The sequence below is a fragment of the Candidatus Colwellia aromaticivorans genome (genome assembly GCF_003333305.1).
GTDB lineage: Bacteria > Pseudomonadota > Gammaproteobacteria > Enterobacterales > Alteromonadaceae > Colwellia > Colwellia aromaticivorans.
The window spans coordinates 1-23565 of sequence record NZ_QOLD01000066.1 but is presented as its reverse complement, the minus strand read 5'-3'; the positions used below and the strand labels follow the sequence as shown (position 1 = coordinate 23565).

18 protein-coding genes are annotated in these 23565 nt (G+C 37.4%); 10 read left to right on the top strand and 8 right to left on the bottom strand.

What is annotated here, in order from left to right; genetic code table 11:
• Window positions 1-26 precede the first annotated feature (26 nt).
• The 8 genes from nlpI to rimP form a co-directional block, all read right to left on the bottom strand.
• A complete protein-coding gene (gene nlpI, locus DWA31_RS10050) occupies window positions 27-953 on the bottom strand; it encodes a lipoprotein NlpI (RefSeq protein WP_245942579.1) in 927 nt (308 codons plus the stop codon).
• 404 nt (window positions 954-1357) lie between these two features.
• Entirely contained in the window at window positions 1358-3472 is a 2115-nt protein-coding gene (pnp, locus tag DWA31_RS10045; protein WP_114326456.1) for a polyribonucleotide nucleotidyltransferase, read from the bottom strand.
• Between the two features lie 374 nt (window positions 3473-3846).
• Window positions 3847-4116 (bottom strand): 30S ribosomal protein S15, encoded by a 270-nt coding sequence (gene rpsO, locus DWA31_RS10040; protein ID WP_114326455.1) that lies wholly within the window; start codon window positions 4114-4116, stop codon window positions 3847-3849.
• Window positions 4117-4333: 217 nt separating this feature from the next.
• Window positions 4334-5281 (bottom strand): tRNA pseudouridine(55) synthase TruB, encoded by a 948-nt coding sequence (truB, locus tag DWA31_RS10035; RefSeq protein WP_114326454.1) that lies wholly within the window; start codon window positions 5279-5281, stop codon window positions 4334-4336.
• A complete protein-coding gene (gene rbfA, locus DWA31_RS10030; protein WP_114326453.1) occupies window positions 5282-5698 on the bottom strand; it encodes a 30S ribosome-binding factor RbfA in 417 nt (138 codons plus the stop codon).
• Between the two features lie 209 nt (window positions 5699-5907).
• The gene (infB, locus tag DWA31_RS10025; RefSeq protein ID WP_114326452.1) at window positions 5908-8589 is read right to left on the bottom strand and encodes a translation initiation factor IF-2; all 2682 of its coding nucleotides are present in this window, start codon (window positions 8587-8589) and stop codon (window positions 5908-5910) included.
• A 23-nt stretch (window positions 8590-8612) separates the two neighbouring features.
• A complete protein-coding gene (gene nusA / locus DWA31_RS10020; RefSeq protein WP_114326451.1) occupies window positions 8613-10109 on the bottom strand; it encodes a transcription termination factor NusA in 1497 nt (498 codons plus the stop codon).
• Window positions 10110-10291: 182 nt separating this feature from the next.
• A complete protein-coding gene (rimP, locus tag DWA31_RS10015; RefSeq protein ID WP_114326450.1) occupies window positions 10292-10747 on the bottom strand; it encodes a ribosome maturation factor RimP in 456 nt (151 codons plus the stop codon).
• 557 nt (window positions 10748-11304) lie between these two features.
• Here rimP and DWA31_RS10010 point away from each other — a divergent pair.
• The 10 genes from DWA31_RS10010 to DWA31_RS09960 all read left to right on the top strand — a co-directional run bounded on the left by DWA31_RS10010 (window position 11305) and on the right by DWA31_RS09960 (window position 22792).
• Window positions 11305-13236, top strand: a complete 1932-nt coding sequence (locus DWA31_RS10010; RefSeq protein WP_114326449.1) for an EAL domain-containing protein — start codon at window positions 11305-11307, stop codon at window positions 13234-13236.
• 168 nt (window positions 13237-13404) lie between these two features.
• Complete coding sequence (rsxA, locus tag DWA31_RS10005; protein ID WP_114326448.1) at window positions 13405-13986, top strand: electron transport complex subunit RsxA; 582 nt, start codon at window positions 13405-13407, stop codon at window positions 13984-13986.
• A 277-nt stretch (window positions 13987-14263) separates the two neighbouring features.
• Complete coding sequence (gene rsxB, locus DWA31_RS09995) at window positions 14264-14833, top strand: electron transport complex subunit RsxB (protein ID WP_114326446.1); 570 nt, start codon at window positions 14264-14266, stop codon at window positions 14831-14833.
• A gap of 14 nt (window positions 14834-14847) precedes the next feature.
• On the top strand, window positions 14848-17055 hold the full coding sequence (gene rsxC / locus DWA31_RS09990) for an electron transport complex subunit RsxC (protein WP_114326445.1): 2208 nt from the start codon (window positions 14848-14850) through the stop codon (window positions 17053-17055).
• 2 nt (window positions 17056-17057) lie between these two features.
• Window positions 17058-18137, top strand: coding sequence for an electron transport complex subunit RsxD (gene rsxD, locus DWA31_RS09985; RefSeq protein ID WP_114326444.1), 1080 nt, complete (start codon window positions 17058-17060; stop codon window positions 18135-18137).
• Complete coding sequence (gene rsxG / locus DWA31_RS09980; RefSeq protein ID WP_245942578.1) at window positions 18137-18853, top strand: electron transport complex subunit RsxG; 717 nt, start codon at window positions 18137-18139, stop codon at window positions 18851-18853. Before rsxD ends, rsxG begins: the two co-directional genes overlap by 1 nt.
• Window positions 18843-19646, top strand: a complete 804-nt coding sequence (locus DWA31_RS09975) for an electron transport complex subunit E (protein WP_114326443.1) — start codon at window positions 18843-18845, stop codon at window positions 19644-19646. Before rsxG ends, DWA31_RS09975 begins: the two co-directional genes overlap by 11 nt.
• Window positions 19647-19744: 98 nt before the next feature.
• Complete coding sequence (gene nth / locus DWA31_RS09970) at window positions 19745-20407, top strand: endonuclease III (protein ID WP_114326442.1); 663 nt, start codon at window positions 19745-19747, stop codon at window positions 20405-20407.
• 466 nt (window positions 20408-20873) lie between these two features.
• Window positions 20874-21485: a LysE family translocator gene (locus tag DWA31_RS09965; protein WP_114326441.1), complete on the top strand. Its 612-nt coding sequence runs from the start codon at window positions 20874-20876 to the stop codon at window positions 21483-21485.
• 581 nt (window positions 21486-22066) lie between these two features.
• Window positions 22067-22792: a DNA/RNA non-specific endonuclease gene (locus DWA31_RS09960; RefSeq protein WP_114326440.1), complete on the top strand. Its 726-nt coding sequence runs from the start codon at window positions 22067-22069 to the stop codon at window positions 22790-22792.
• Window positions 22793-23565 lie beyond the last annotated feature (773 nt).

Sequence of the window (23565 nt, the reverse complement as noted above, 5' to 3'; positions counted from 1 at the left end):
CCATTTTTTAATCATACCAAAAGAAACTATGACGGATCTTGTTGTTTGATACTAATCGCTTTTTTAGTTCGCATTAGATCTAGTTCTAATCTAGCATATCTATGTTCAACAAATTCATAAACATTCGTACTTAATGATAATTTAAAGAAATTTGCCGCTGCACCAAAGTTGTTCTGGCTTTGATTATATTTACCTAAATAAAAATAAGCTTCACACAGTCGATCGGTTAGCGCTTTATTAGAGCTAATATTCATGGTTAATTCACTAACAAATTCTTTTTGGCTAATACTACCTAAAAATAAATAAATAACTTGTTTAGCCCAAGTGCGATCATCAACAAGCTCCGCTCTTTGTTTTAAATTTTTCTTTGCTAGTACAGAATCTACTTCATATTCGGCTAAATAAAGCCATAATAAACGATAAGGATCATCGCTTTGCTTATAATGAAAGTTTATAAAATCTTGCGCGGCTAATTCAGGTCGGTCACCGTAATAAAGTGCAATTCCTCGATTTAAGTGGGCATATTCATGTTCAGGCGATAATTCTAAAACTGAATCAAACTTCTCATAGGCTTGAGAAAACTCTTTCAGTTGCGTTAAGTGTATACCTAGAAAGTTATAGGCATCTGTTAATGTCGGTTCAAGCTGTAAGGCATGAGAAAAATCAAGACGCGCCAACGAACGTAAACCAACACTGTCAAATAATACACCGCGATCATAATAAAGTTGTGCTTTTTGCTCATCCGTAATTTTTACACGGTTAATCACCTCTGATAAACGCGCTATAGCAATTTCGCTTTTAAAATTGATAGCCAAAGGCTCGGCAATAACTAATTGGCTTATTGCTACAGAACTAGCACCAGAATTAGCCTTATTCAGTGATACACAGCCTTGTGTAAGTAAAACAATACTAAAGACAATAGCTAGCATTAATGGTTTATAAAGTAATTTCACTAAAACGCCTTAAAAAATATTCGTTTAAATTTTTGTCTATTTTTTGATTGTACTTGATTTAAAGCAAAAAAGGAGCCGTAAGGCTCCTTTTTTATTATACCAAGTTAATTAAGTTCTTTCCCACTCAGCGAGAATTAAAAAGCTTAGAGGCAAGGCATTGATTGAAGAGAATGGCTATTCCCTTATCAAAATCAATAACGCAGCATGTAAGCTTTTTAAACTCGCCCTTTGGGAGCTTGCTAGATGCCCACTAACATCGTTAAATTTATTTGATTTAGAGTGACTAGATCTAAACAAATTTGCCTTGTTATTAAACATCGAGCATAGCTCTGAGTTAGGAAGAAATTTAATCAAATTGGTATTAGACTAAATTATAAATCATTTAGTTATTAGTATAAAAACTATTACTCAGCTGCTGGAGTTGCTACAGCTGGCTTTTCAATAGCTTCTTTAATACTTAAACGTACACGGCCTTGACGGTCAACTTCGAGTACTTTAACTTTCACGTCTTGACCTTCTTTAAGCACGTCACTTACGTTATTAACACGCTCTTCAGAGATTTGTGAAATATGTACTAAACCATCTTTACCTGGTAATACATTAACAAATGCACCGAAATCAACGATACGAACAACCTTACCTGTGTAAAGTGTACCTACTTCAATTTCAGCCGTTAATGCTTTAATACGATTAATCGCATCTTCTGCTTGCTCGCCAGATGTTGCAGCAATTTTAACTGTGCCATCGTCATCAATTTCAATCGTAGTACCTGTTTCTTCAGTAAGTTGACGAATTGTTGCGCCACCTTTACCGATAATATCACGAATTTTATCTTGGCTAACTTTAAGTGTATGAATGCGCGGTGCAAATTCAGAAATGTCTTCTCTGTGACCTGCAATCGCTTCATCCATTACAGATAAGATATGAGTACGAGCCGCTTTTGCTTGGTTTAACGCAATTTGCATAATTTCTTGCGTGATACCTTCAATCTTGATATCCATTTGCAATGCAGTAATACCGCCAGTAGTACCGGCAACTTTAAAGTCCATATCACCTAAGTGATCTTCATCACCTAAGATATCAGAAAGAACAACGAATTTTTCGCCTTCTTTAACAAGACCCATTGCAATACCGGCAACAGACGCTTTAATTGGTACACCAGCATCCATCAGTGCCAGTGAAGTACCACAAACAGAAGCCATTGAAGATGAACCGTTTGATTCAGTAATTTCAGAAACAACACGTACAGCGTACGGGAATTCTTCAACAGTAGGCATAACCGCTAACATACCGCGTTTTGCTAAACGACCATGACCAATTTCACGACGCTTAGGAGAGCCAACAAAGCCAGTTTCACCAACACTGTATGGAGGGAAGTTGTAATGAAGCATAAATGCATCAGTTTTCTCACCTAAGATACTGTCAATACGTTGTGCATCACGTTGAGTACCAAGCGTAGCAGTTACTAATGCTTGAGTCTCACCACGTGTAAATACAGCAGAGCCATGAGTCCTTGGTAACACGCCAGTCATCACGTCTAATGCGCGAATCGATTCAGGATCGCGACCATCAATACGAGGGTTGCCATCAGTAATACGACCACGTACCACTGTTTTCTCTAAATCATGAAATAAATCTTTAGCATCTTGAACGTCAAGTTCAGCATCTTGAGCTAATAACGTTTCAATTACTGAGTTACGGATTTCTCTAATTTTTTCATAACGAACTGCTTTTTCTGTAATTTGGTAAGCTTCATTTACTTGGCTTTCAGAAAGCTCAGCAATTTTAGCAAGCAATTCAGCATTTTTAACTGGCGCTTCCCAGTTCCATGAAGGCGTGTTAACTTCAGCTTTCATTTCTTTAATCGCTGAAACAGCTACTTGCATTTGCTCATGACCATATACTACAGCGCCAAGCATTACTTCTTCAGATAAAACATCCGCTTCTGATTCAACCATTAATACGGCAGAGTCTGTACCTGAAACAACTAAGTCTAATTGACTTGCTGGTAATTCAGATTGAAGTGGGTTAAGAATGTATTGACCATCAGTATAGCCAACACGTGCTGCACCTACTGGACCACTAAATGGTACACCGGCAATAGCAAGTGCTGCAGAAGCACCAATCAATGAAATAATATCAGGGGCAATTTCTGGGTTAACTGAAACAACAGTGATAATTACTTGAACTTCGTTCGTGAATCCTTCAGGGAATAATGGACGAAGTGGACGGTCAATTAAACGGGCAATAAGTGTTTCTTCTTCTGAAGGACGACCTTCACGTTTAAAGAAACTACCTGGAATTTTACCTGCAGCGTAAGTACGCTCTTGATAGTTTATTGTTAACGGGAAAAAATCTTGACCTGGTTTAGCTTCTTTTTTTGCAACAACAGAGACGAGTACACAAGTATCGTCCATGCTTGCCATAACAGCAGCAGTCGCTTGACGAGCAATGTTACCCGTTTCAAGTGTTACGGTATGCTTACCGTATTGAAATTTCTTAGTTACTGGATTAAACATTTACTATGTTTCCTTAATATTTACTTAATTATATTAATCAATCTGTACAATTATTTATTCACTTAAACAATATTATTTAACCGTTAAGTGGAACAAAAAATTATACAGTTTGATTGATTATTTACGGGCTAAATACTATCGACCTTGTATGACGATATTATTAAGCAGGCGTATTATACTACCCTGAGCACTATTTGCTAGTTAGAATGGGGAGTTACTATCGTATTAGTACAAAAAAGATCAATTTATTGTCGCAAATTTTTTTAGCTAAAGACCTAATTAATACAGATAGGGTTAATTTTTAAAAATTAAACAGTAGAAAAGCAAAAAGGAGCCAATGGCTCCTTTTTCATATCATTTGATTAAACAAATGATTAACGACGTAGACCTAATTTACCGATTAACGCAGTATAACGTTCAACGTTTTTACCGTTTAAGTAATCTAGTAATTTACGACGTTGTGCAACCATACGTAATAAACCACGACGTGAATGGTGATCATGGATGTGCTCTTTGAAGTGACCTTGTAAATGGTTGATTTGTGTAGTTAACAAAGCAACTTGTACTTCTGGTGAACCTGTATCACCTTCTTTTTGAGCATATTCTGCAACGATTGCTGCTTTTTCTGTAGCATTTAAAGACATAATAAATCCTTAGTGTGTAAACTCAATTCTATGAATAAACATTAGTTTGAGTTATTAAAATTCTACCTGTGCCAAACACTAATTCAGCGTAGGTAACGAAAGAGCGCGTATTCTATCAGGGCGCAGCTAAAATGCAACTAAAAATCTATACACTTGTTATAAATATTAGGGGGGTTAAATATCAAGTACCCCTGAAACCTCAGTAGTTGATTAAAAGCTATACTACAACAATGCGTTTCGGCGCTAATTGGCCATCGTCATTAATGAAGCCAACACCAATAAACTCAGCATTTTCATCATGTTCATCTTCACCAAGATAGACCTGAATACTTCCTTCTGCCGGCGCTTTATAGGCTCGTACTGGGTTACCATGACGTAGGAAATTAGCTGACACATCATCAACATAAACCACTGGCATACCCGTTACTGCACTTTGCATCGGAAGTAACAATGGGTCGAGTAATTCTGATGGTGTGATATCTTGTTCGATAGCTTGTTCTAATAAGGCTTCTAATTCAGGCAAGGTGACCATTTTTTCAATAGGGTAACTGCCTACGGCTAACCGTCTCAAATTAGACACATGTGCACCACAGCCCAATAGCTCACCTAAATCATCAATAATCGTTCGAATATAAGTACCTTTAGATACGTGTATATTCAGTTCAACTTCATCGTGCTCAAAACGCAATAGCTCTAAAGAAAAAACGGTAATATCACGTGATTCCCGAGGTACTTCAATGCCTTCTCGGGCATATTTATACAAGGGTCTACCTTGATGTTTAAGTGCAGAGTACATTGACGGTACTTGCTGCGTTGTTCCTCTAAAAGTATCAAGTGCTTGTGTCAATTGATCATTCGAAACAGTCACTTTCTTTTCGCTAACAACTTCACCGCCTGCATCACTGGTCGTGGTACGGATACCAAGTTTTGCCGTTACTTGATAAGTTTTATCTGTATCAAGTAAGTACTGTGAAAACTTAGTCCCTTCACCTAAACAAATGGGTAACATACCTGTTGCCAGAGGATCTAATGCCCCCGTGTGACCTGCTTTTTGAGCAAAATAAAGTCGTTTTACAGTTTGTAAGGCATGATTTGATGACAAACCATGCGGCTTATCTAGTAACAGAACACCATTAATTTGGCGACCTTTTCTACGTTTAGCCATTTATGACTCACCCTGCTCACTATCATCATTTGATTCATCGTCTGCTTGCGAATCAGTACTTTTATCACTGGCGACGGCTTGATCAACTAAGGCGCTCATACGAACGCCTTCACTCATTGAACTATCATAAACAAAACGTAAATGCGGCATAATACGCGCACGTAATCGCTTTCCTAATAATGAGCGAATATAGCCTTCTGCATCAGCTAATACTTCAAGTGACGCTTTAATTTCGTCAGCATTGTCATTAAAGAAAGTGACAAATACTTTTGCATAAGCTAAATCGCGAGTAACTTCCACAGCGGATACTGTCGTCATACTTAAGCGCGGATCTTTAATTTCGCGCATTAAAATAATCGCGATTTCTTTTTGGATTTGCTGACCTACTCGGTCAGTACGGGCGTATTCTCTAGCCATAATTTTTCTCTTATCTTTCTCTTGAAACTGACTATCTATTAACAAAAAAGGGACATCAGTCCCTTTAATATAATTGTAGTAAAATATTCTACTATCTGTTGCTTTAGATTGAAGCTAATGACTTCGAAAGCAAAGCGGATGCACGGAGTTGACGAATGTCAATGAGTACTTCCAATGCCGCTATCGATGACATTAGCAAAGATATAAAGTTACAGCGTACGTTTAATTTCTACGGTTTCGAAAACTTCGATTTGGTCGCCTACGCGTACATCATTGTAGTTCTTCACACCGATACCACATTCAATACCGTTACGAACTTCTTGTACATCGTCTTTAAAGCGACGTAGTGATTCAAGTTCACCTTCGTAAATAACCACGTTTTCACGCAATACACGAATTGGTGCTGAACGCTTGATAATACCTTCAGTAACCATACAACCAGCAATTGCGCCAATTTTAGGTGATTTGAATACATCACGAACTTGAGCAAGACCAATGATCTCTTGCTTGAATTCTGGCGCTAACATACCGCTCATCGCTTGTTTAACTTCATCGATTAAAGCGTAGATAACACTGTAGTAACGTAAGTCGATGTTTTCTGATTCAATCACTTTACGAGCAGAAGCATCTGCACGAACATTAAAACCAACAACGATGGCATTAGAAGCGGCAGCTAATGTTGCATCAGTTTCAGTGATAGCACCAACACCTGAACCAACAATTTTCACTTTCACTTCATCTGTAGAAAGTTTCAATAGTGAATCAGAGATTGCTTCAAGTGAGCCTTGAACATCAGATTTAATGACTACGTTAACTTCTGATATTTCGCCTTCGGCCATACTAGCAAACATGTTTTCTAACTTAGCTTTTTGTTGACGAGCCAGCTTAATATCACGGAACTTACCTTGACGGAACAACGCGACTTCACGCGCTTTTTTCTCATCTTTAACAACCGTTGCTTCATCACCTGAAATAGGTACACCACTTAAGCCAATAACCTCAACGGGAATTGAAGGGCCTGCTGATTGAATCGTTTTGCCGTTTTCATCACGCATAGCTCGTACACGGCCATACTCTAAACCACAAAGTACAATATCACCTTGCTTTAAAGTACCTTCTTGTACCAGTACGGTTGCTACTGGGCCACGGCCTTTATCTAATTTAGACTCAACCACAACACCACTTGCCATTTTATCAACAACAGCAGTTAGCTCTAATACTTCAGATTGTAACAATATAGCATCAAGTAGTTCTTCAATACCTAAACCAGTTTTAGCTGAAACATGACAGAATTGAACATCACCGCCCCACTCTTCTGAAAGCACATCGTGTTGTGACAATTCACTTTTAACACGATCTGGATCAGCGCTTTCTTTATCCATCTTGTTTACGGCAATGATAATTGGTGCATCTGACGCTTTCGCATGTTGAATTGCTTCAATTGTTTGTGGCATTACACCATCATCAGCGGCAACAACAATGATAACAATATCAGTTGCTTTAGCACCACGTGAACGCATTGACGTAAAGGCAGCATGTCCTGGAGTATCTAAGAATGTGATCATGCCATGACCTGTTTCCACATGATAAGCACCGATATGCTGAGTAATACCACCCGCTTCACCGTCAGCTACTTTCGCTTCACGAATGTGATCAAGTAGTGATGTTTTACCATGGTCAACGTGACCCATGATAGTCACAACTGGCGCACGAGTTACCGCTTCACCAGTATGACTACGATCAGCTAGTACCGCTTCTTCTAAGGCATTCTCTTTAACTAACACCACTTCAAAGCCCATTTCTTCAGCAACTAAAGCTGCTGTTTCTTGGTCAATTACTTGGTTAATGGTTGCCATTGCACCTAATTTAAACATCACTTTAACAACTTCAGCGCCTTTCTTAGCCATTTTATTAGCTAGTTCAGCAACAGAAATAGTTTCACCAATGCGAATATCATTTAATTTAGTTTCAACTGGCTTAGTAAAGCCATGTTTTAAACTTTGTGGTGCAGATAATGTTTGCTTACGTCCGCCACGGGCATTACGTCCGCCACGGGCATTTTTATCTGTTGAAGATTTTTTCTTCTTACGACGACGGCCTGCGCCTTCATCAGCAGCATCAACTTTATCTTCAGCTTCTTGCGCATATTTAGAAGAAGTAACATGAACGACTTCTTTTTCTTTCGCTTTACGCTCTTCTTCTTGTTCTTTCCAGCGCGATTCATTTTCTTCCGCTAATTTTCTAGCCGCTTCTGCCGCTTCTTTAGCTTCTGCTTCAATTTTAGCCGCTACTTCTTGCTCTTGTGCTAAACGAAGTCGTTTGGCTTCTTCTGTTTCTTCAACTTTAGCAACAGGTGCTTTATCAGGATTCTTCGCTTTATCAGCAGCCACTTGTTTGGCTTTTTCTGCTGCTTCAATTTTAGCTGCTGCTTTACGCTCAGCTTCAACTTCGGCTTTTGCTACCGCTACCGCTTTAGCATTTTCAGCTTCTTTCGCTGCTGCTTCTGCTTTCACTAATGCTAACGCATCTGCTTTTGCTGTTGCTTCTGCTTCGGCTTTTTCTGCTGCTTCGGCAATTTGTTGTTCTTCTAGCTCGCTACGTTTCACGTAAGTACGTTTTTTACGTACTTCAACATTAACCGATTTAGCTTTACTACCGTGTCCCATAGTCAATGTAGACTTAGTTTTACGATTTAGCGTTAATTTGCTCGGCTTTGCGGCTGAGTTATCGCCATGTTGCTTTTTCAAATGTCCTAACAACGCTTCTTTTTCGTCTTGCGAAATAGCATCGGTTGCCGATTTATTCACGCCTGAGTCAGCCAATTGGCTCACTAAACGCTCCACCGGTGTACCTATTTCGTTGGCAAGCTCTGCTACAGTTATATCTGCCATTTACACTATTCTCCCGGTGTTAATTATTCTTCGTTAAACCAACAAATGTTACGTGCAGCCATAATTAGCTCGCCCGCTTTGGTTTCAGTTAATTCTTCAATATCGCTTATTTCATCAATGCCTTGTTCAGCTAAGTCTTCTAGTGTTTTCACACCACGACTTGCTAAAACGAATGCTAAATGACGTTCTAAACCGTCAAGCGCTAATAAATCAGCAGCGGGCTCTGCGCCCTCTAACGTTTCTTCACTAGCAAGTGCTTGTGTCGTTAACGCTTCTTTAGCTCGTTCTCTTAGCTCTTCAACAATTTCTTCAGTCAAACCATCAATTTTAAGCATTTCTTCTGCTGGCACATAAGCTATTTCTTCTAATGAAGTGAAACCTTCATCAGATAGTAATGTAGCGAAATCTTCATCAAGATCTAACTTTTCGATAAATAAATTTAATACTTTATCATTCTCTGCTTGATGCTTTTCTTTCATATCAGCAACAGTCATTACATTTAGTTCCCAGCCAGTTAACTGACTTGCTAAACGAATGTTTTGACCACTACGGCCAATGGCCATAGCTAAGTTACCTTCTTCAACGGCAATATCCATCGTGCCTTTGTCTTCATCAACAATAATTGAAGCAACTTCTGCAGGGGACATAGCGTTAATTACATACTGAGCAACATTGTCGTCATATAACACGATATCAACACGTTCACCGCCTAATTCACCCGAAACGGCTTGTACACGTGAACCACGCATACCCACACAAGCACCAACAGGATCAATGCGTTTGTCGTTGCTTTTAACAGCAATTTTAGCGCGTGAACCAGGATCGCGTGCTGCGCCTTTAATTTCTAACATTTCTTCGCCAATTTCTGGCACTTCAACACGAAATAGCTCAATTAACATTTCAGGTTTGGTACGGCTCACCAATAATTGTGCGCCACGTGCTTCAGGTTTAATTTCATATAATAAACCACGCACTCTATCACCAGGACGAAATGTTTCGCGCGGTAACATGTCATCACGATAAATAATCGCTTCAGCATTATTACCTAAATCTAAAATAACGCTTTCACGACTAGATTTTTTCACTACACCGGTAACTAACTCACCGACTTGATCTTGGTATGCATCAACAACTAAAGCGCGCTCAGCTTCACGAATCTTCTGTACAATAACTTGCTTAGCGGTTTGCGTAGTTACGCGATCAAAGGTAACTGATTCAATTTGATCTTCAGAATAATCACCCACATTTAATTCAGGATCCTCATATTGAGCGGCCGCTAAACTAATTTCAGCGTAAGGATTTTCCATAGGCTCATCGCTGTCTGCAATGATTAACCAACGGCGAAAAGTGTCAAATTCACCGGTAATACGATCAATACAAACACGAACGATAATATCGCCATCATATTTTTTCTTGGTCGCAGTTTCTAAAGCAGTTTCCATTGCTTCAAAAATACTTTCACGGGGTAATGCCTTTTCATTTGATACAGCATCAACAACCAGTAATATCTCTTTACTCATGTTTCTTTAGCCTTACTTTTTAGGTAACTATTTATCTTGTTGCCGTATAAACCAACTTATTCGTCCAATTAACAGTTTGACTTAAGTCAGCCTGCGTTTTGTCCTGTAAATTAAATTATATGGCTAGAAGCTAAACAACTACTGCTATTAAACTTAAATATATATTTGTTACTTAATTTTTTCTAAAGTTTCGCGACAAGGTTTGCTTTGTCTACATTATTGATAACAAGTTCGTAATCTATGCCATCTACAGTTACTATTAATGTGTCATTTTCTATGGCAACTAAAGTGCCTTTAAATTTTCGACGACCATTTAATGGCATCGATAATTTCACATTGACCGTTTCACCAACCACTGTTTTAAAATGCGCTAATTCAAATAACGGTCTATCAACGCCAGGGGATGAAACTTCTAAATTATATTCACTACTTATTGGATCTTCTACATCTAAAATAGCGCCAACTTGACGACTTACTTCTGCACAATCATCGACATTGATACCATTCTCATGGTCAATAAACAAACGTAAAACTGAATTATTACCCGCACTGATAAACTCAACACCGAGTAATTCTTTACCTGTTTCAGCCACAGCGGGGCGAAGCATGTCAGTTAATTTTTGTTCAAATTTAGCCAATCGTTTTCTCCTGTTAGGATGAAGAAAGAGCTAAGAATTAGTTAACTATTTCTTTTAAAATAAAATTTTAGGTACAAAAAAAGGGCTTATAGCCCAGCGTTATTTTGCTGTATATTTTGCATACAGTGATTTGTTAATCTAACACCATAAACAAAAAAGCCCCTTACGCGGGGCCTATCACTGACCCCATACAAATAGCATCACCGTATTAGGTTTACTATTAGTACTAGCAACAAGAATAGAGTTACCCACTAAAATAGGTAAATCCTCAGTGACATCTTGCTACGTACTTAATTTTGCCTACAAGCATAAATTGAGCACCGCGAATTATATAGCGACAAAGCCATAAGCGCAAGCCTGAATAGACAATATAGTAAAAGAATAAGTAATTGGCGTGGTTTACAATACTAGAATTAATGGTAAAAATTAACTTATGCTTTACAATCAGTTAGTATAGCGTAAACAATCGTGCTATAAACACTTTTATAGGTGCTGACATTAATTCAATTAGTTTCAAATTAGTGCGGTTAATTTTTTGCGGAGCAATTTAACTCGACATGTATACATTTCCCCAATTATTATTAAGAAATGCAATTTTATCATTGATTTTTATTATATGTATTAGTGCACTTTCTTTATCAATGCTTTCTTCATTACTTGAAGATAAAGCTACGCAGCATAGTAAAGTAATTAGTGTATTGACTAAACAGTCTATAACAACAGATGGTGCTGTAACAGCTAATGATAATATAGGCACTGCTAAAGGTATTGCAAAAGCACTCCAGCAAGCCACAAATTACAACGTTTTAATAATAACTAACAAAGCCGGTGAAAATTTATTTAACTATAAAAATTCTGATACTGGTTTAACTTTACCTTTGACCGCACCAAAGTCTAAAAATCATGAAGCCGAGCAGTTAGGATTAAATGTCGAATATCAGCTTGATTTTTCAGGTGAATATATTTTAGTTGTTAGCTTTATTTTATTTTCTATTGTTCTCTCATCTTCTTTAGTCGTTTTTGCTGCAACAATGAGTAATAAAAGGCATAAAGCAGTATTTAAAATAATTAGTCAACAAATAAAAAATGATCTTGCTTTAATTAATCATCCCAATAAATCTGACACAGAAAAATCAGGTTTTGATTGCGATATATTAGAAATACCCGAGCTTAAACAAGGTATCAGCGACATCAAAGAGCTAATGACAAAACAAATAGAAAATACCATTGCTTTAGAAAAAGAAGCCTATGTTGACCATTTAACTAAAATTGATAATCGTAACCGCTTTGTGCAATTTTATGAAAATCAAGTAGTTCAGGAAAGTCCGGTACAATTTGGTGTCTTGATCATAATTCGCTGCTCAGAATTACAAACTATAAATCAGATTCATGGTTACAAAGAAGGCGATAATTATATATCGCATGTCGCTAACCTTATTAAAAAGGCTCTTTCAGAATACTCAGACGCTAATATTTTTAGATTAAATAGTTCAGACTTCGCCTGCATTTTACCAAATATCGAGTTAAAAGAGGCAGAAAAATTTACCAGTGAATTAACCCTATTATTTAATAAGTATCAGCAAGAGTCAGATCTAGATTCTGTAGCCTATTCTGGTTTAGTACGTTTTGATAAATCTAAACCTTTAGGTGAATTACTTGCTTTTGCTGATACCGGAGTGAGTGTTGCCCAAACTCAAAGCTCTAACTCTTGGTATTCACAAAAAGATACCGATATATTACAAAAAAATACTGTTAACTACGGCAACCAAAATTGGCGCCAAGAAATAGATAGTGTGCTAGAAAATCAGCGGATTACTTTATTACTACAACCGATTCAGCCTAATGGTAGAAATAATAAGGTTTATGGTGAAATATTAGCTCGTTTCCTTAATTCGAATGATGAAATGCTTCCTACCGCGTCTTTTATCGCTATGGCTGAAAAACTTGATAAAATTACTGCTGTTGATAGGCTTATTATCGAAACAGCAATTAATCAAATTATTAACAAAAACATGTTTATGCATAGCTTTGGTATAAACATTAGCGCTCGAAGTATTAGTGATGAACACTTTATTATTTGGCTAGAACGTAAACTATTACGTGAACCTAAAGTTGCCCCACTATTAATTTTTGAAATAACAGAGTACGGTTTACAACAAAATATCAAAACAAGTAAACGTCTAATCGATATGTTACACCGTGTTGGTTCACGAATTACTGTTGAGCGTTTCGGTGTTGGTTTAACCTCATTTAAATTTTTTAGAGATTTAACGCCTGATTATATAAAAATGGATAGCTCTTACACTCGAGATATTGACGATGATAAAAACAATCAATATTTCTTACGCCTAATGGTAGATTTAGCCCATAGATTAAGTATTAATGTATTAGCTGAGAGTGTTGAAAGCCAAGAAGAAAAACATATGTTAGAAAAGTTATTTATTGATGGTTGCCAAGGGTTTTATATTGGTAAACCAGCACCGTTGTAGCTGTCTAATCAAAACTATTTACTTTAAAGCCCGAACATGAATGTTTGTTTTTATCAAGCAAAGTAAATAAAAACAATAACCCTATCCACACTAGTGTTGTTATATGTAAGAAAAAAAAGGATAATACTGACAGTTTTTTAATAATTAACATCATAACATATAACGCAAATGACTGATTACGCTCTACTGCTTATAGGCACTGTACTGGTGAACAACTTTGTACTGGTGCAATTCCTTGGTTTGTGCCCTTTTATGGGGGTATCTTCACGCACGGAAACAGCCATAGGTATGTCATTTGCAACTACCTTTGTAATGACCTTAGCTTCTTTGCTGAGTTATCTCGTTACCACCTATATATTAGTACCTTTGAATCTTGAATATTTAACCACGATGAGTTTCATTTTAGTCATAGCCGTCGTAGTCCAATTTACCGAAATGGTCGTTCATAAAACAAGTAGCAGTCTTTATCGTTTACTAGGTATTTTTCTCCCATTAATCACCACCAATTGTGCCGTTCTTGGTGTTGCTTTATTAAACCTTAGATTGCAGCATAATTTCTTTGAATCCATTATTTATGGATTTGGTGCTGCGGTTGGTTTTTCTTTGGTGCTAATTATGTTTTCAGCCATGAGAGAAAAATTAACTAATGCAGATGTGCCGACACCTTTTAAAGGAGCGGCTATTGCAATGATTACTGCTGGCCTAATGTCTTTAGCCTTTATGGGCTTTGCAGGCTTAGTTAAAATTTAAGGCAGAAATATACTCATGATACTTCAAAATGTCTATTTCAGGATGTCTGAGCGATCCATGATCAAGACGCATCTTTTTATTAATGGTTGCTTCCTTAAAAAAAGGTGCAACGCAGAGCATAGTTTGCTCAGCCATCCCCTCAGGGCGAGTTTAAAAGGCTTGTATGCTGCGTTATTTATTTCAATAAGAGAGCAATCATTATCTTCAATCAATGCCTTGCCTCTAAGCCTTTTAATTCTCGCTGAAACGAGTATTTCGAGGTAACATGAGTATAATAATGAATATTTTAATTGCCATACTCGTTTTAGGTGTTATTTCTGCATTATTTGGCGCTTTGCTTGGTTATGCGTCAGTACGGTTTCATGTTGAAGGTGATCCAATTGTTGAGCAGCTTGATGCGTTACTTCCACAAACACAATGTGGCCAATGTGGTTACCCAGGTTGTAAACCTTATGCTGAAGCAGTTGCTAATGGTGAAGCTATTAATAAATGCGCACCCGGCGGAGAAGACACAATTAAAAAAATTGCTGACTTGCTTGGTGTTGATGTTCAGCCTGTAGATGACAATCATGAACAAGATGATTCGTCACAAAGTAATAGACCCAAAGTAGCTTTTATCATTGAAGAAGATTGTATTGGCTGTACTAAATGCATCCAAGCTTGCCCTGTTGATGCAATATTAGGTGCAGCAAAACAAATGCACACCATAATTATTGACGAGTGCACCGGTTGTGACTTATGTGTTGCTCCGTGTCCTGTTGATTGTATTGAAATGCGACCAACTCCTGAAACCATTCAGAATTGGCAGTGGGATTTGAATAAAATTGCTGTGAAGCAAGTAAATTAGGAGAGTATAACCCCATGGAATCTATTATTGAACGCATCAACCAAGGTAAACTCTGGCATTTTCATGGCGGTATTCATCCACCTGAGCAAAAGGCAATAACCTCAGGCAAACCCATTAAACATCTTCCATTACCTAAACAGTTAATTTTACCGTTACAACAGCATATCGGTCGCCAAGGTGACTTACTTGTTAACGTTGGCGACAAAGTACTTAAAGGACAGGCTCTCACTCAAAGCTATAATCCTATGGCTGTACCCGTACATGCGCCAACGAGTGGAACGATTAGTGCAATTAAAAAATCCGTTATCGCTCACCCTTCGGGTTTAAGTGAATTATGCTTATTTATAGATGTAGACGGCGAAGACACATGGAAAGCACGAGAAATTTGTCAAGATTTCACCAAGTTAAATCGCCAACAAATTATTAAAAAAATTGCCGATGCAGGTATTGCTGGTATGGGCGGTGCTGGTTTCCCTACTCATATTAAAGTGAATACAAAACCAGATATCAACTTTCTAATAATCAATGCTGCTGAATGTGAACCTTACATTACGGCAGATGACTTATTAATGTGTGAACAAAGTGAAGCCATTGTTGATGGTATAAAAATACTTGACCAATTACTTAACCCAGCTTTTATTTTAATCGGTATTGAAGATAACAAGCCACAAGCAATAAAAGCGTTACAACAAGCGACTAAACACATTGAAAAAATCAAAGTCTGTGTGCTAGCGACTAAATATCCCACTGGTGGTGAAAAGCAATTAATAAAAATATTAACAGGCAAAGAAGTTCACAGCGCTACTTTACCTATTAATTCGGGTATTGTGATGCAAAATGTTGCAACCTGTTTTGCCATCAGCGATGCGGTCATCAATGACATTCCTCTTATTCGCCGTGTAGTCACCTTAACGGGTAGCGCTTTCTCAAAACCTCAAAATGTCTGGGCTTTATTAGGAACACAAGTTAGTTACTTACTTGACCAAGCCGGTTTTGTCAGTGAGGTTGGTGAGCCAACATCTAGCCTTAACTCAGCACAGCCAAGTCCCCCAGTGATTATGGGTGGGCCATTAATGGGTTTTAGCATTTTAAATGAGCAAGTCCCCATAGTTAAAACAAGTAACTGCATTTTAGCGCCAAGTAAGGTAGAGATGCCTAGCGCCTTTGACAATAATTCTAATGAGGTTGAGTGTATTCGCTGTGGTCAATGTGCTGATGTATGCCCAAGTCAATTGTTGCCTCAAGAATTACAGTGGAGCGCAAAAGCAAAAGATCATCAACAATTAATGCAACTTAATTTATTTGATTGTATTGACTGTGGTGCTTGTGCCTATGTATGCCCGAGTCAAATTCCTTTAGTACAATATTATCGCGTTGCCAAAGCTGAAATACGCCAACAACAACAGCTTGATATAAAAGCAGAGAAAGCAAAAGCACGTTTTGAAGCAAGAAAACTTCGCTTAGGGCAAGAAAAAATAGCTCGCCAAGAAAAACATGAAAAAGCCGCTGCTGCCCGTAAAGCAACAATGAATAAAAAATCGGCGGATGGTGGTACAGCAAGCTCTGCAGTAGCTGCAGCGCTTGCTCGAGTAAAAGCAAAGAAAGCCGCTGAAAACAAAAGTACTGAGTTGTCTGCAACCAGTAGTGAAAAATCAGATAACAATGAACAAGTTGAAAACTCACCAGTAAAAGCGGCGATTGCAAGAGCCAAAGCTAAAAGACTGGCTAAAGAGCAAAGCTCTGAGTCACCCGTAACAAGTAACGTTGTAACCAGTGGCCATGAACAAACTGAAAAATCACAAGTAAAAGCGGCGATTGCAAGAGCCAAAGCCAAAAGACTGGCTAAAGAGCAAAACACAGAGTCACCCGTAGCAATTAGCAATGCGCAAGATGTTAAAGAAGAAACAAAAACATCACCAGTGACTAATGAGGAAACTCAAAATAAAGTTGTTAATGATAAAAAGGCGCGAATTGCAGCTGCTGTTGCGAAAGCAAAGGCTAAAAAGGCACAAGAAAAGCAATCCTCTGCTGTAGGAAAAACACTTTCAAAAGAAACAATGCAAGAAACACCTAGCGAAAAAACAACAAAGACTCCAACTTCAGCTAATGACAAAAAGGCTCGTATTGCTGCAGCCGTAGCTAAAGCAAAAGCAAAAGCTAAACTTAGAATAATGGATGAAGCACAACAAGCATCTACAACTAACAGTGAAAAATCGACATAATTATGGCATTTTGGATAGCAAGCTCACCCCATAATCACAGTAAAGCAGAAACCTCTGCTTTGATGCGTTTAGTAATATATGCGGTTTTACCTGGCATTTTTGCGCAATGGTACTTCTTTGGCTGGGGTAATATCATTCATATTCTGCTAGCGATTACTACCGTATTATTTTGTGAATTTATCGTCTTATCATTACGAAATAAGAAAAATATCCGCAAGCAACTTTTTGATGGAAGTGCCATATTAACAGCAATATTACTTGGGATTTGTTTGCCTGCTATAGCTCCATGGTGGATTTCAATCATTGGTGCTGTGTTTGCTGTTGTAGTGGTTAAGCAACTTTATGGTGGCTTAGGACATAATCCATTCAATCCTGCGATGGCTGCTTACGTAATGCTTTTGATCTCATTTCCTTTGCAAATGACTTCATGGCAACCACCACTAGCTTTAATGACTATCGACTTAGACTTGGCTAACACCTTAAGTGTCATTTTTACCGATTTCACTAAAGAAGGTTATTCAGTACAACAACTACGAACTAGTGTTGACGGTTTTACTATGGCAACACCATTAGATACTTTAAAAACAAATACTGGCTTAGGTCTTACAGTATTTGAGAGTATGGAAAATAGCGTTTTCGGTGAACATTTCTCTTTAGGTTGGGAATGGATAAATGCCGCTTTTTTCATTGGTGGCCTGGTGCTAATAGCGAAGAAAGCCATTGCTTGGCAAACACCCTTGAGCTTTTTATTAAGCTTATTTATTTGTTCCTTTATTGCTTACAGTATCAGCCCTGACAGTAGCGCATCGACTATGTTTCATTGGTTATCTGGCGGCTGCATGTTAGGGGCTTTCTTTATTTTAACCGACCCTGTAACGGGTGCTACCAGTACTAAAGGTAGATTGATCGTTGGCGCTTTAGCAGGGTTGTTAGTTTATTTGATCCGAACCTTTGGTGGCTACCCTGATGGGATCGCTTTTGCAGTTTTATTATGTAATATGGCAGCACCTTTAATTGATCAATACACTCGCCCTCGCACTTATGGCCACCAAACAAAAGAAAAACAAGGGGAGGCTAAATAATGACGATGCAGCCTCACAAAGATAGCGATAGCTATCGTTTACCCGTGCAAAAAAACAGTCAGATACTTGCTATATTTGCTATCGTTTGTACCGCAATTCTTGGCTTAGTAAATGAATTGACTTCAGATAAAATCAAAGCACAGGAGCAGTTACAACTTTTAAATACCTTACACAGCATTATTGAACCAAGTCGTTATAATAATGATATTACCCAAGATTGCGTAAGTCTCAGCTCTACACTACTTGGCAATGCAACAAACGACAAAAAAATGCAAACCGCTTACATTGCTCGACAAGATAACCAAGCAATTGCTATTGCGATGACAAGCACTGCACCTGATGGTTACAATGGCAATATAGAACTAATTGTTGCCATAAATATGGACGACACTGTCAGTGGTGTTCGCGTATTAAAGCATCAAGAAACGCCTGGTTTAGGGGATGACGTTGAATTAAGAAAAAGTAATTGGATCAATAGCTTTACAGGCAAGAAGTTATTATCTGAAAATGATAACCGTTGGGCTGTCACTAAAGACAATGGCGTATTTGATCAATTTACTGGTGCCACCATCACGCCACGTGCAGTTGTTAAAGCCGTGAGAAAAACGCTACTTTATTTTAAAGACAACAAACATTCACTGTTAACACGTCCTAATATTTGTCTTAACGAAAACAACAGAGCTCAAATAACAAGTGAGGTAAACAATGAGCACTAAAACAGAGACAAAATTACCAACAATAAATGATGATACTGAGTTAACTGATACTGTAGCACCTGATGAAGCAGCACTTACTTTAGCTAAACAAGACAATAAAGATGAATACAAAGAATTAGCCATACAAGGATTATGGAAAAACAACCCCGGATTAGTACAATTATTAGGGCTTTGTCCATTACTTGCGGTGACCGCTACCGTTACTAATGCTTTAGGCTTAGGGCTTGCCACCTTATTAGTACTCGTGTGTTCAAATACCACGGTATCTGCTATTCGTCACTGGGTGCCTAAAGAAATTCGCATCCCCATTTTTGTTTTGATCATTGCATCTTTTGTGACTTGCGTGCAATTATTAATGAATGCTTATACTTACGGCATCTACCAATCACTGGGCATATTCTTACCTTTAATCGTTACCAACTGTGCCATTATCGGTCGCGCCGAAGCCTATGCTTCTAAAAACCCGATAAAACAAGCAAGTTTTGATGGCTTAATGATGGGGTTAGGTTTCGCTTTAGTACTTATTGTGCTCGGAGCCATACGGGAAGTTTTAGGGCAAGGAACACTCTTTGACGGCGCTAATTTATTATTAGGCGATTGGGCAACCGTTTTACGCATTGAAGTTATTCACTTAGATAGCCAATTTTTACTAGCCATTTTACCTCCTGGTGCATTTATTGCCATGGGCTTTATCATTGCGCTTAAAAATGCCATTGATTCATACATTAAACAGCGCCAACCTAAAAAATCAGACAAAGCCATTGAGCGAATAAGAGTGAATTTTGATTCATAGAAATTTAGCAGCGAGTTTACAAGTGACTGGTTACTAAGAGCAAATATCAACAGACTATTGGGTATATATCACGAAGAACAACATAGTGAATAATAAAAATGAACAAAAAAAAACGTTTAGAAATATTAACCAGACTTCGTGACAATAATCCTGAGCCAACAACAGAGTTAAACTTTAGCTCGCCATTTGAATTACTGATTGCGGTATTACTTTCAGCTCAATCAACCGATGTGGGAGTCAATAAAGCAACAGCTAAACTCTACCCTGTAGCTAACACACCACAAGCACTATTAGATTTAGGTCTTGAGGGATTAATTTCCTATGTAAAAACGATCGGCCTATTTAATACCAAGGCAAAAAACACCCTAAAAACCTGTCAGATGCTGGTTAGTTTACATGGCGGTGAAGTACCTGAAAACAGGGAAGCATTAGAAGCTCTACCAGGGGTTGGTAGAAAAACTGCCAATGTAGTGTTAAACACAGCCTTTGGTTGGCTAAAAGATAATGAAGGTAGATACTTTCTAGCAGTCGACACTCATATCCAAAGGCTTGCAAACCGCACTGGTTATGCTAAAGGTAAAACGGTTGAACAAACAGAACAAGCAATCATAAAAAACACGCCTAACAAAACAGAGTTCATGTTCAATTTACACCATTGGTTCATTTTGCACGGACGCTATACTTGTACTGCTAGAAAACCAAAGTGCGGCTCATGCATTATTGAAGATTTATGTGATTTTAAAGACAAGACTGAAGACTAAAGGTTTACTTAAACCACTTTTAATATTATCTCATAGTCAACTATGTAGAGATAAACCATCGTTAATGACAAGCTCATACACCCATCCTAACGCTCATTTAGTTACTGGTTATTCTTTAGGGTAACTGAGTCGCTAGAAACAAATATTGTCGAAATAATTTAAAATTCTAAAAATTGCCACTATGATGACGTTAGCTATTCATCAAGTTAGTCTCTTCTTTGCGTAGTAGCCAGCCCCAAACTGAAATAAGCAAATGCAGCTTAATATAAAGCGTACCGCTTAATATTTTATTGCTTGGGTAGATAATTTAACTGTTATGTGGTCGTCATGTTGAATGTTAATTACTGATTTATGTGATGTAACTGAGTGTTAAACTCAATAAAATTGTCTGTTTAAGGTATATAACTCTAGGTTTATTTGCTATTTTAATAACCTTAACTGTTATCTCTACTTTGCTGGAAAATTGATGGAATTATTGCATTGGCTATCACTTGCATCAATATGCATCCTAGGCGCTATGACTCCAGGTCCAAGTCTTGCTGTGGTATTAAAACATACTATATCAGGTAGTCGAAAAAATGGAGTTTATGCTAGCGTGTTTCATGGATTAGGTGTAAGCATATATGCCGTATTAACTGTACTTGGCATGGCAATAATTATCAAAGAAACACCTTGGTTATTTAACTTGATAAGATACTCAGGCATTGCTTTTTTGCTTTGGTTGTCATTCAAAGCACTTACAACCAAATCAACATCGAGTGGACAGATAGCCAATATAGACCAACCATCATTTAAGAAAAGTGCCTATGAAGGGTTCATGATCGCCTTTTTAAATCCGAAATTAGCCCTTTTCTTTTTAGCACTATTTAGCCAGTTCATTAATGAAAGTTCATTATGGCAACAAAAAATGATTATGGTGCTTACGGTTGGAGGCATCGATACACTTTGGTATTGCCTAATTGCTCTAGTATTTTCACAGTCAAAAATGATTGATAAACTCAAAAAAAACACCAATGTCATTGAAAAAGTTACCGGTGTTGCGTTATTACTGGTAGCAACAAAAATCTTCTTTAGTTAGCGTCTCTAATTATTATTTACTGATGAAGATTAATAGCGAACATATTAATTATTGCAGATATTTAAATAATACCAGTTTCATTAATTAGGTGATCTATTTTATACGTAGGAAAAGCGGTCAAATACAAGGCGTTTATTTCAATAACTAGTTGTTCAGGACAATATGCTCCTGCATTGTCTAATAAGCTGCATCCATGCAGCGTTAATTATTAAATAAATAACGAAGTAGTTGGTCGTTTTAACAAGTAGAAATGATCACATAGTTAGTGAGATTGGTATAACACCTATTAAAAAGTGTATTTGAAGTATCTATTCTCCTATGTTGATTATGACAAAATTTGTAAGCAATATTCGTAGAAGACTTAAACAATGATGAATTAAAAACAAAGGATCCTAATTAAAACCTTTGTTATTCCTCAATCCCATAACGCTTTAAAATGCATTAAAAAACCTCCCTCTCAAACGTTAAATTGAACAAAAAATACACTGGTAGTCGTAACCTATTCTTAGTAAGGTAAGTAATGGATTGCTGTGTTGATTAAGCAGTACGGAAAGCTCTAATAAATCACGAGGAATGTGACAATGATTGATTTACCAAGTCTTAAGCGTGAAACACGCTACGGTATGCCTGCCGCAGATCAAATTCTATTTAACCGACATTATGTGGTTGGCTATTCATATTATTTTAGACAAGCTAAATGGGCATTAGAAATAATAGATCCAAATAAACAAGATATTACTACGGTAGATCGCATGGATAATTTTAGGTCTGATTATCGTATTCCTAAGATGTTTAGAGCAGATAACCAGGATTACCGTGGCTCAGGTCATGACAGAGGTCATTTAGTTGCTAGTGCTGATTTGCGAGATACAGAAATTCAAAACAGCGAAACATTCTTACTTTCAAATATGTCCCCTCAAAAACCTCAATTTAATCGCGGTATATGGAAAAATTTAGAAAGTGAAGTTAGAAAGCTTGATTCTCTAGATGATGTATTAGAAACCTATGTCATTAGTGGCCCTATATTTAACTTTGATCGATCAATATCGACTATTGGTATCAAAGATAATAATAACGTAACCCTGCCGGTTCCACATGAATATTTCAAATCTATCCTAGCGGAAACATCCACGGGAAAACTTAAAATGTGGAGTTTTGTTTTCCCTAATGAACCAACTGATGATTCAATTGAATCTTTTCAAGTAATAACATCAATAGTAGAAAAAAAAGCAGGTATTTTACTTTGGGAACGCTTGGTAGGTCCAGAAATTGATAAAGAGAAGAATAAAATCAATTCGGTTTGGTAAAAATGGCCTCAACCGCTTTATAAAAACGATGTAAGGCCATATGAATAGTCTGTTGACACTATTTTGTAAAAATAACTGAACGACTATTTAACGTTAGCAGAAGGGCTTGCCCCGGGGATGTTTATTTGGCTATTTTTATCGGGCTATAAACCAAAAGTTGAAATTAGGAGCATATAAAAAAATGGTGACACCATCAGTGATAATATGCTTATACCACAAACCTTTTCTATCTGGTTTAACTCAAATTTTATGCTTTTAATGTCAGCAATAAAAAGAGCTCTAATATTTTTATTGCGAATGTTGATTTCTATAACCAATATCGCCATCAGAACAAGACAAGGAACAAAGATATAACCAAAGTGCGTGTAATCAATCGAAGTGATTAAAACACCAACTAAGAACGAAGTTACCCCTACTATTATGTACAATACTTGCATAATCATCCTTAATAGAGACTAATTAAAATATAGTGCACTTTTTAGTTTATACAATTAATTCATTTGAAATAAAATAATCGCGCCTATAGCCTATTGATGAACTTTAACCCATTACGGTAAAGGGGATAGAAAAGGAAATGCAGCAGGAAGTACAAAGAGAACTATAAAAAATAATGCAGCTGATATTTTTACTACGTTTTACCGGCAAAATCGAGTAGGGTGAGGCTCATGCCTCATCCCTCTCACAGAACCGTACGTACGGACCTCGTATACGGCTCATGCAATTTACTATTTCTCATCACTTTGATCAGTAATAAGAAGCGAGAACGCCTGTTT

Excerpts from the sequence above, each read along its gene's own strand:
- truB (WP_114326454.1), bottom strand. The coding sequence starts at position 5,281 with ATGGCTAAACGTAGAAAAGGTCGCCAAATTAATGGTGTTCTGTTACTA.
- DWA31_RS10010 (WP_114326449.1), top strand. The coding sequence starts at position 11,305 with ATGTATACATTTCCCCAATTATTATTAAGAAATGCAATTTTATCATTG.
- rpsO (WP_114326455.1), bottom strand. The coding sequence starts at position 4,116 with ATGTCTTTAAATGCTACAGAAAAAGCAGCAATCGTTGCAGAATATGCT.
- nth (WP_114326442.1), top strand. The coding sequence starts at position 19,745 with ATGAACAAAAAAAAACGTTTAGAAATATTAACCAGACTTCGTGACAAT.
- nusA (WP_114326451.1), bottom strand. The coding sequence starts at position 10,109 with ATGAGTAAAGAGATATTACTGGTTGTTGATGCTGTATCAAATGAAAAG.
- rbfA (WP_114326453.1), bottom strand. The coding sequence starts at position 5,698 with ATGGCTAGAGAATACGCCCGTACTGACCGAGTAGGTCAGCAAATCCAA.
- rsxD (WP_114326444.1), top strand. The coding sequence starts at position 17,058 with ATGGCATTTTGGATAGCAAGCTCACCCCATAATCACAGTAAAGCAGAA.
- rsxB (WP_114326446.1), top strand. The coding sequence starts at position 14,264 with ATGAATATTTTAATTGCCATACTCGTTTTAGGTGTTATTTCTGCATTA.
- DWA31_RS09960 (WP_114326440.1), top strand. The coding sequence starts at position 22,067 with ATGATTGATTTACCAAGTCTTAAGCGTGAAACACGCTACGGTATGCCT.
- DWA31_RS09975 (WP_114326443.1), top strand. The coding sequence starts at position 18,843 with ATGAGCACTAAAACAGAGACAAAATTACCAACAATAAATGATGATACT.
- rsxA (WP_114326448.1), top strand. The coding sequence starts at position 13,405 with ATGACTGATTACGCTCTACTGCTTATAGGCACTGTACTGGTGAACAAC.
- rsxG (WP_245942578.1), top strand. The coding sequence starts at position 18,137 with ATGACGATGCAGCCTCACAAAGATAGCGATAGCTATCGTTTACCCGTG.
- rsxC (WP_114326445.1), top strand. The coding sequence starts at position 14,848 with ATGGAATCTATTATTGAACGCATCAACCAAGGTAAACTCTGGCATTTT.
- infB (WP_114326452.1), bottom strand. The coding sequence starts at position 8,589 with ATGGCAGATATAACTGTAGCAGAGCTTGCCAACGAAATAGGTACACCG.
- DWA31_RS09965 (WP_114326441.1), top strand. The coding sequence starts at position 20,874 with ATGGAATTATTGCATTGGCTATCACTTGCATCAATATGCATCCTAGGC.
- pnp (WP_114326456.1), bottom strand. The coding sequence starts at position 3,472 with ATGTTTAATCCAGTAACTAAGAAATTTCAATACGGTAAGCATACCGTA.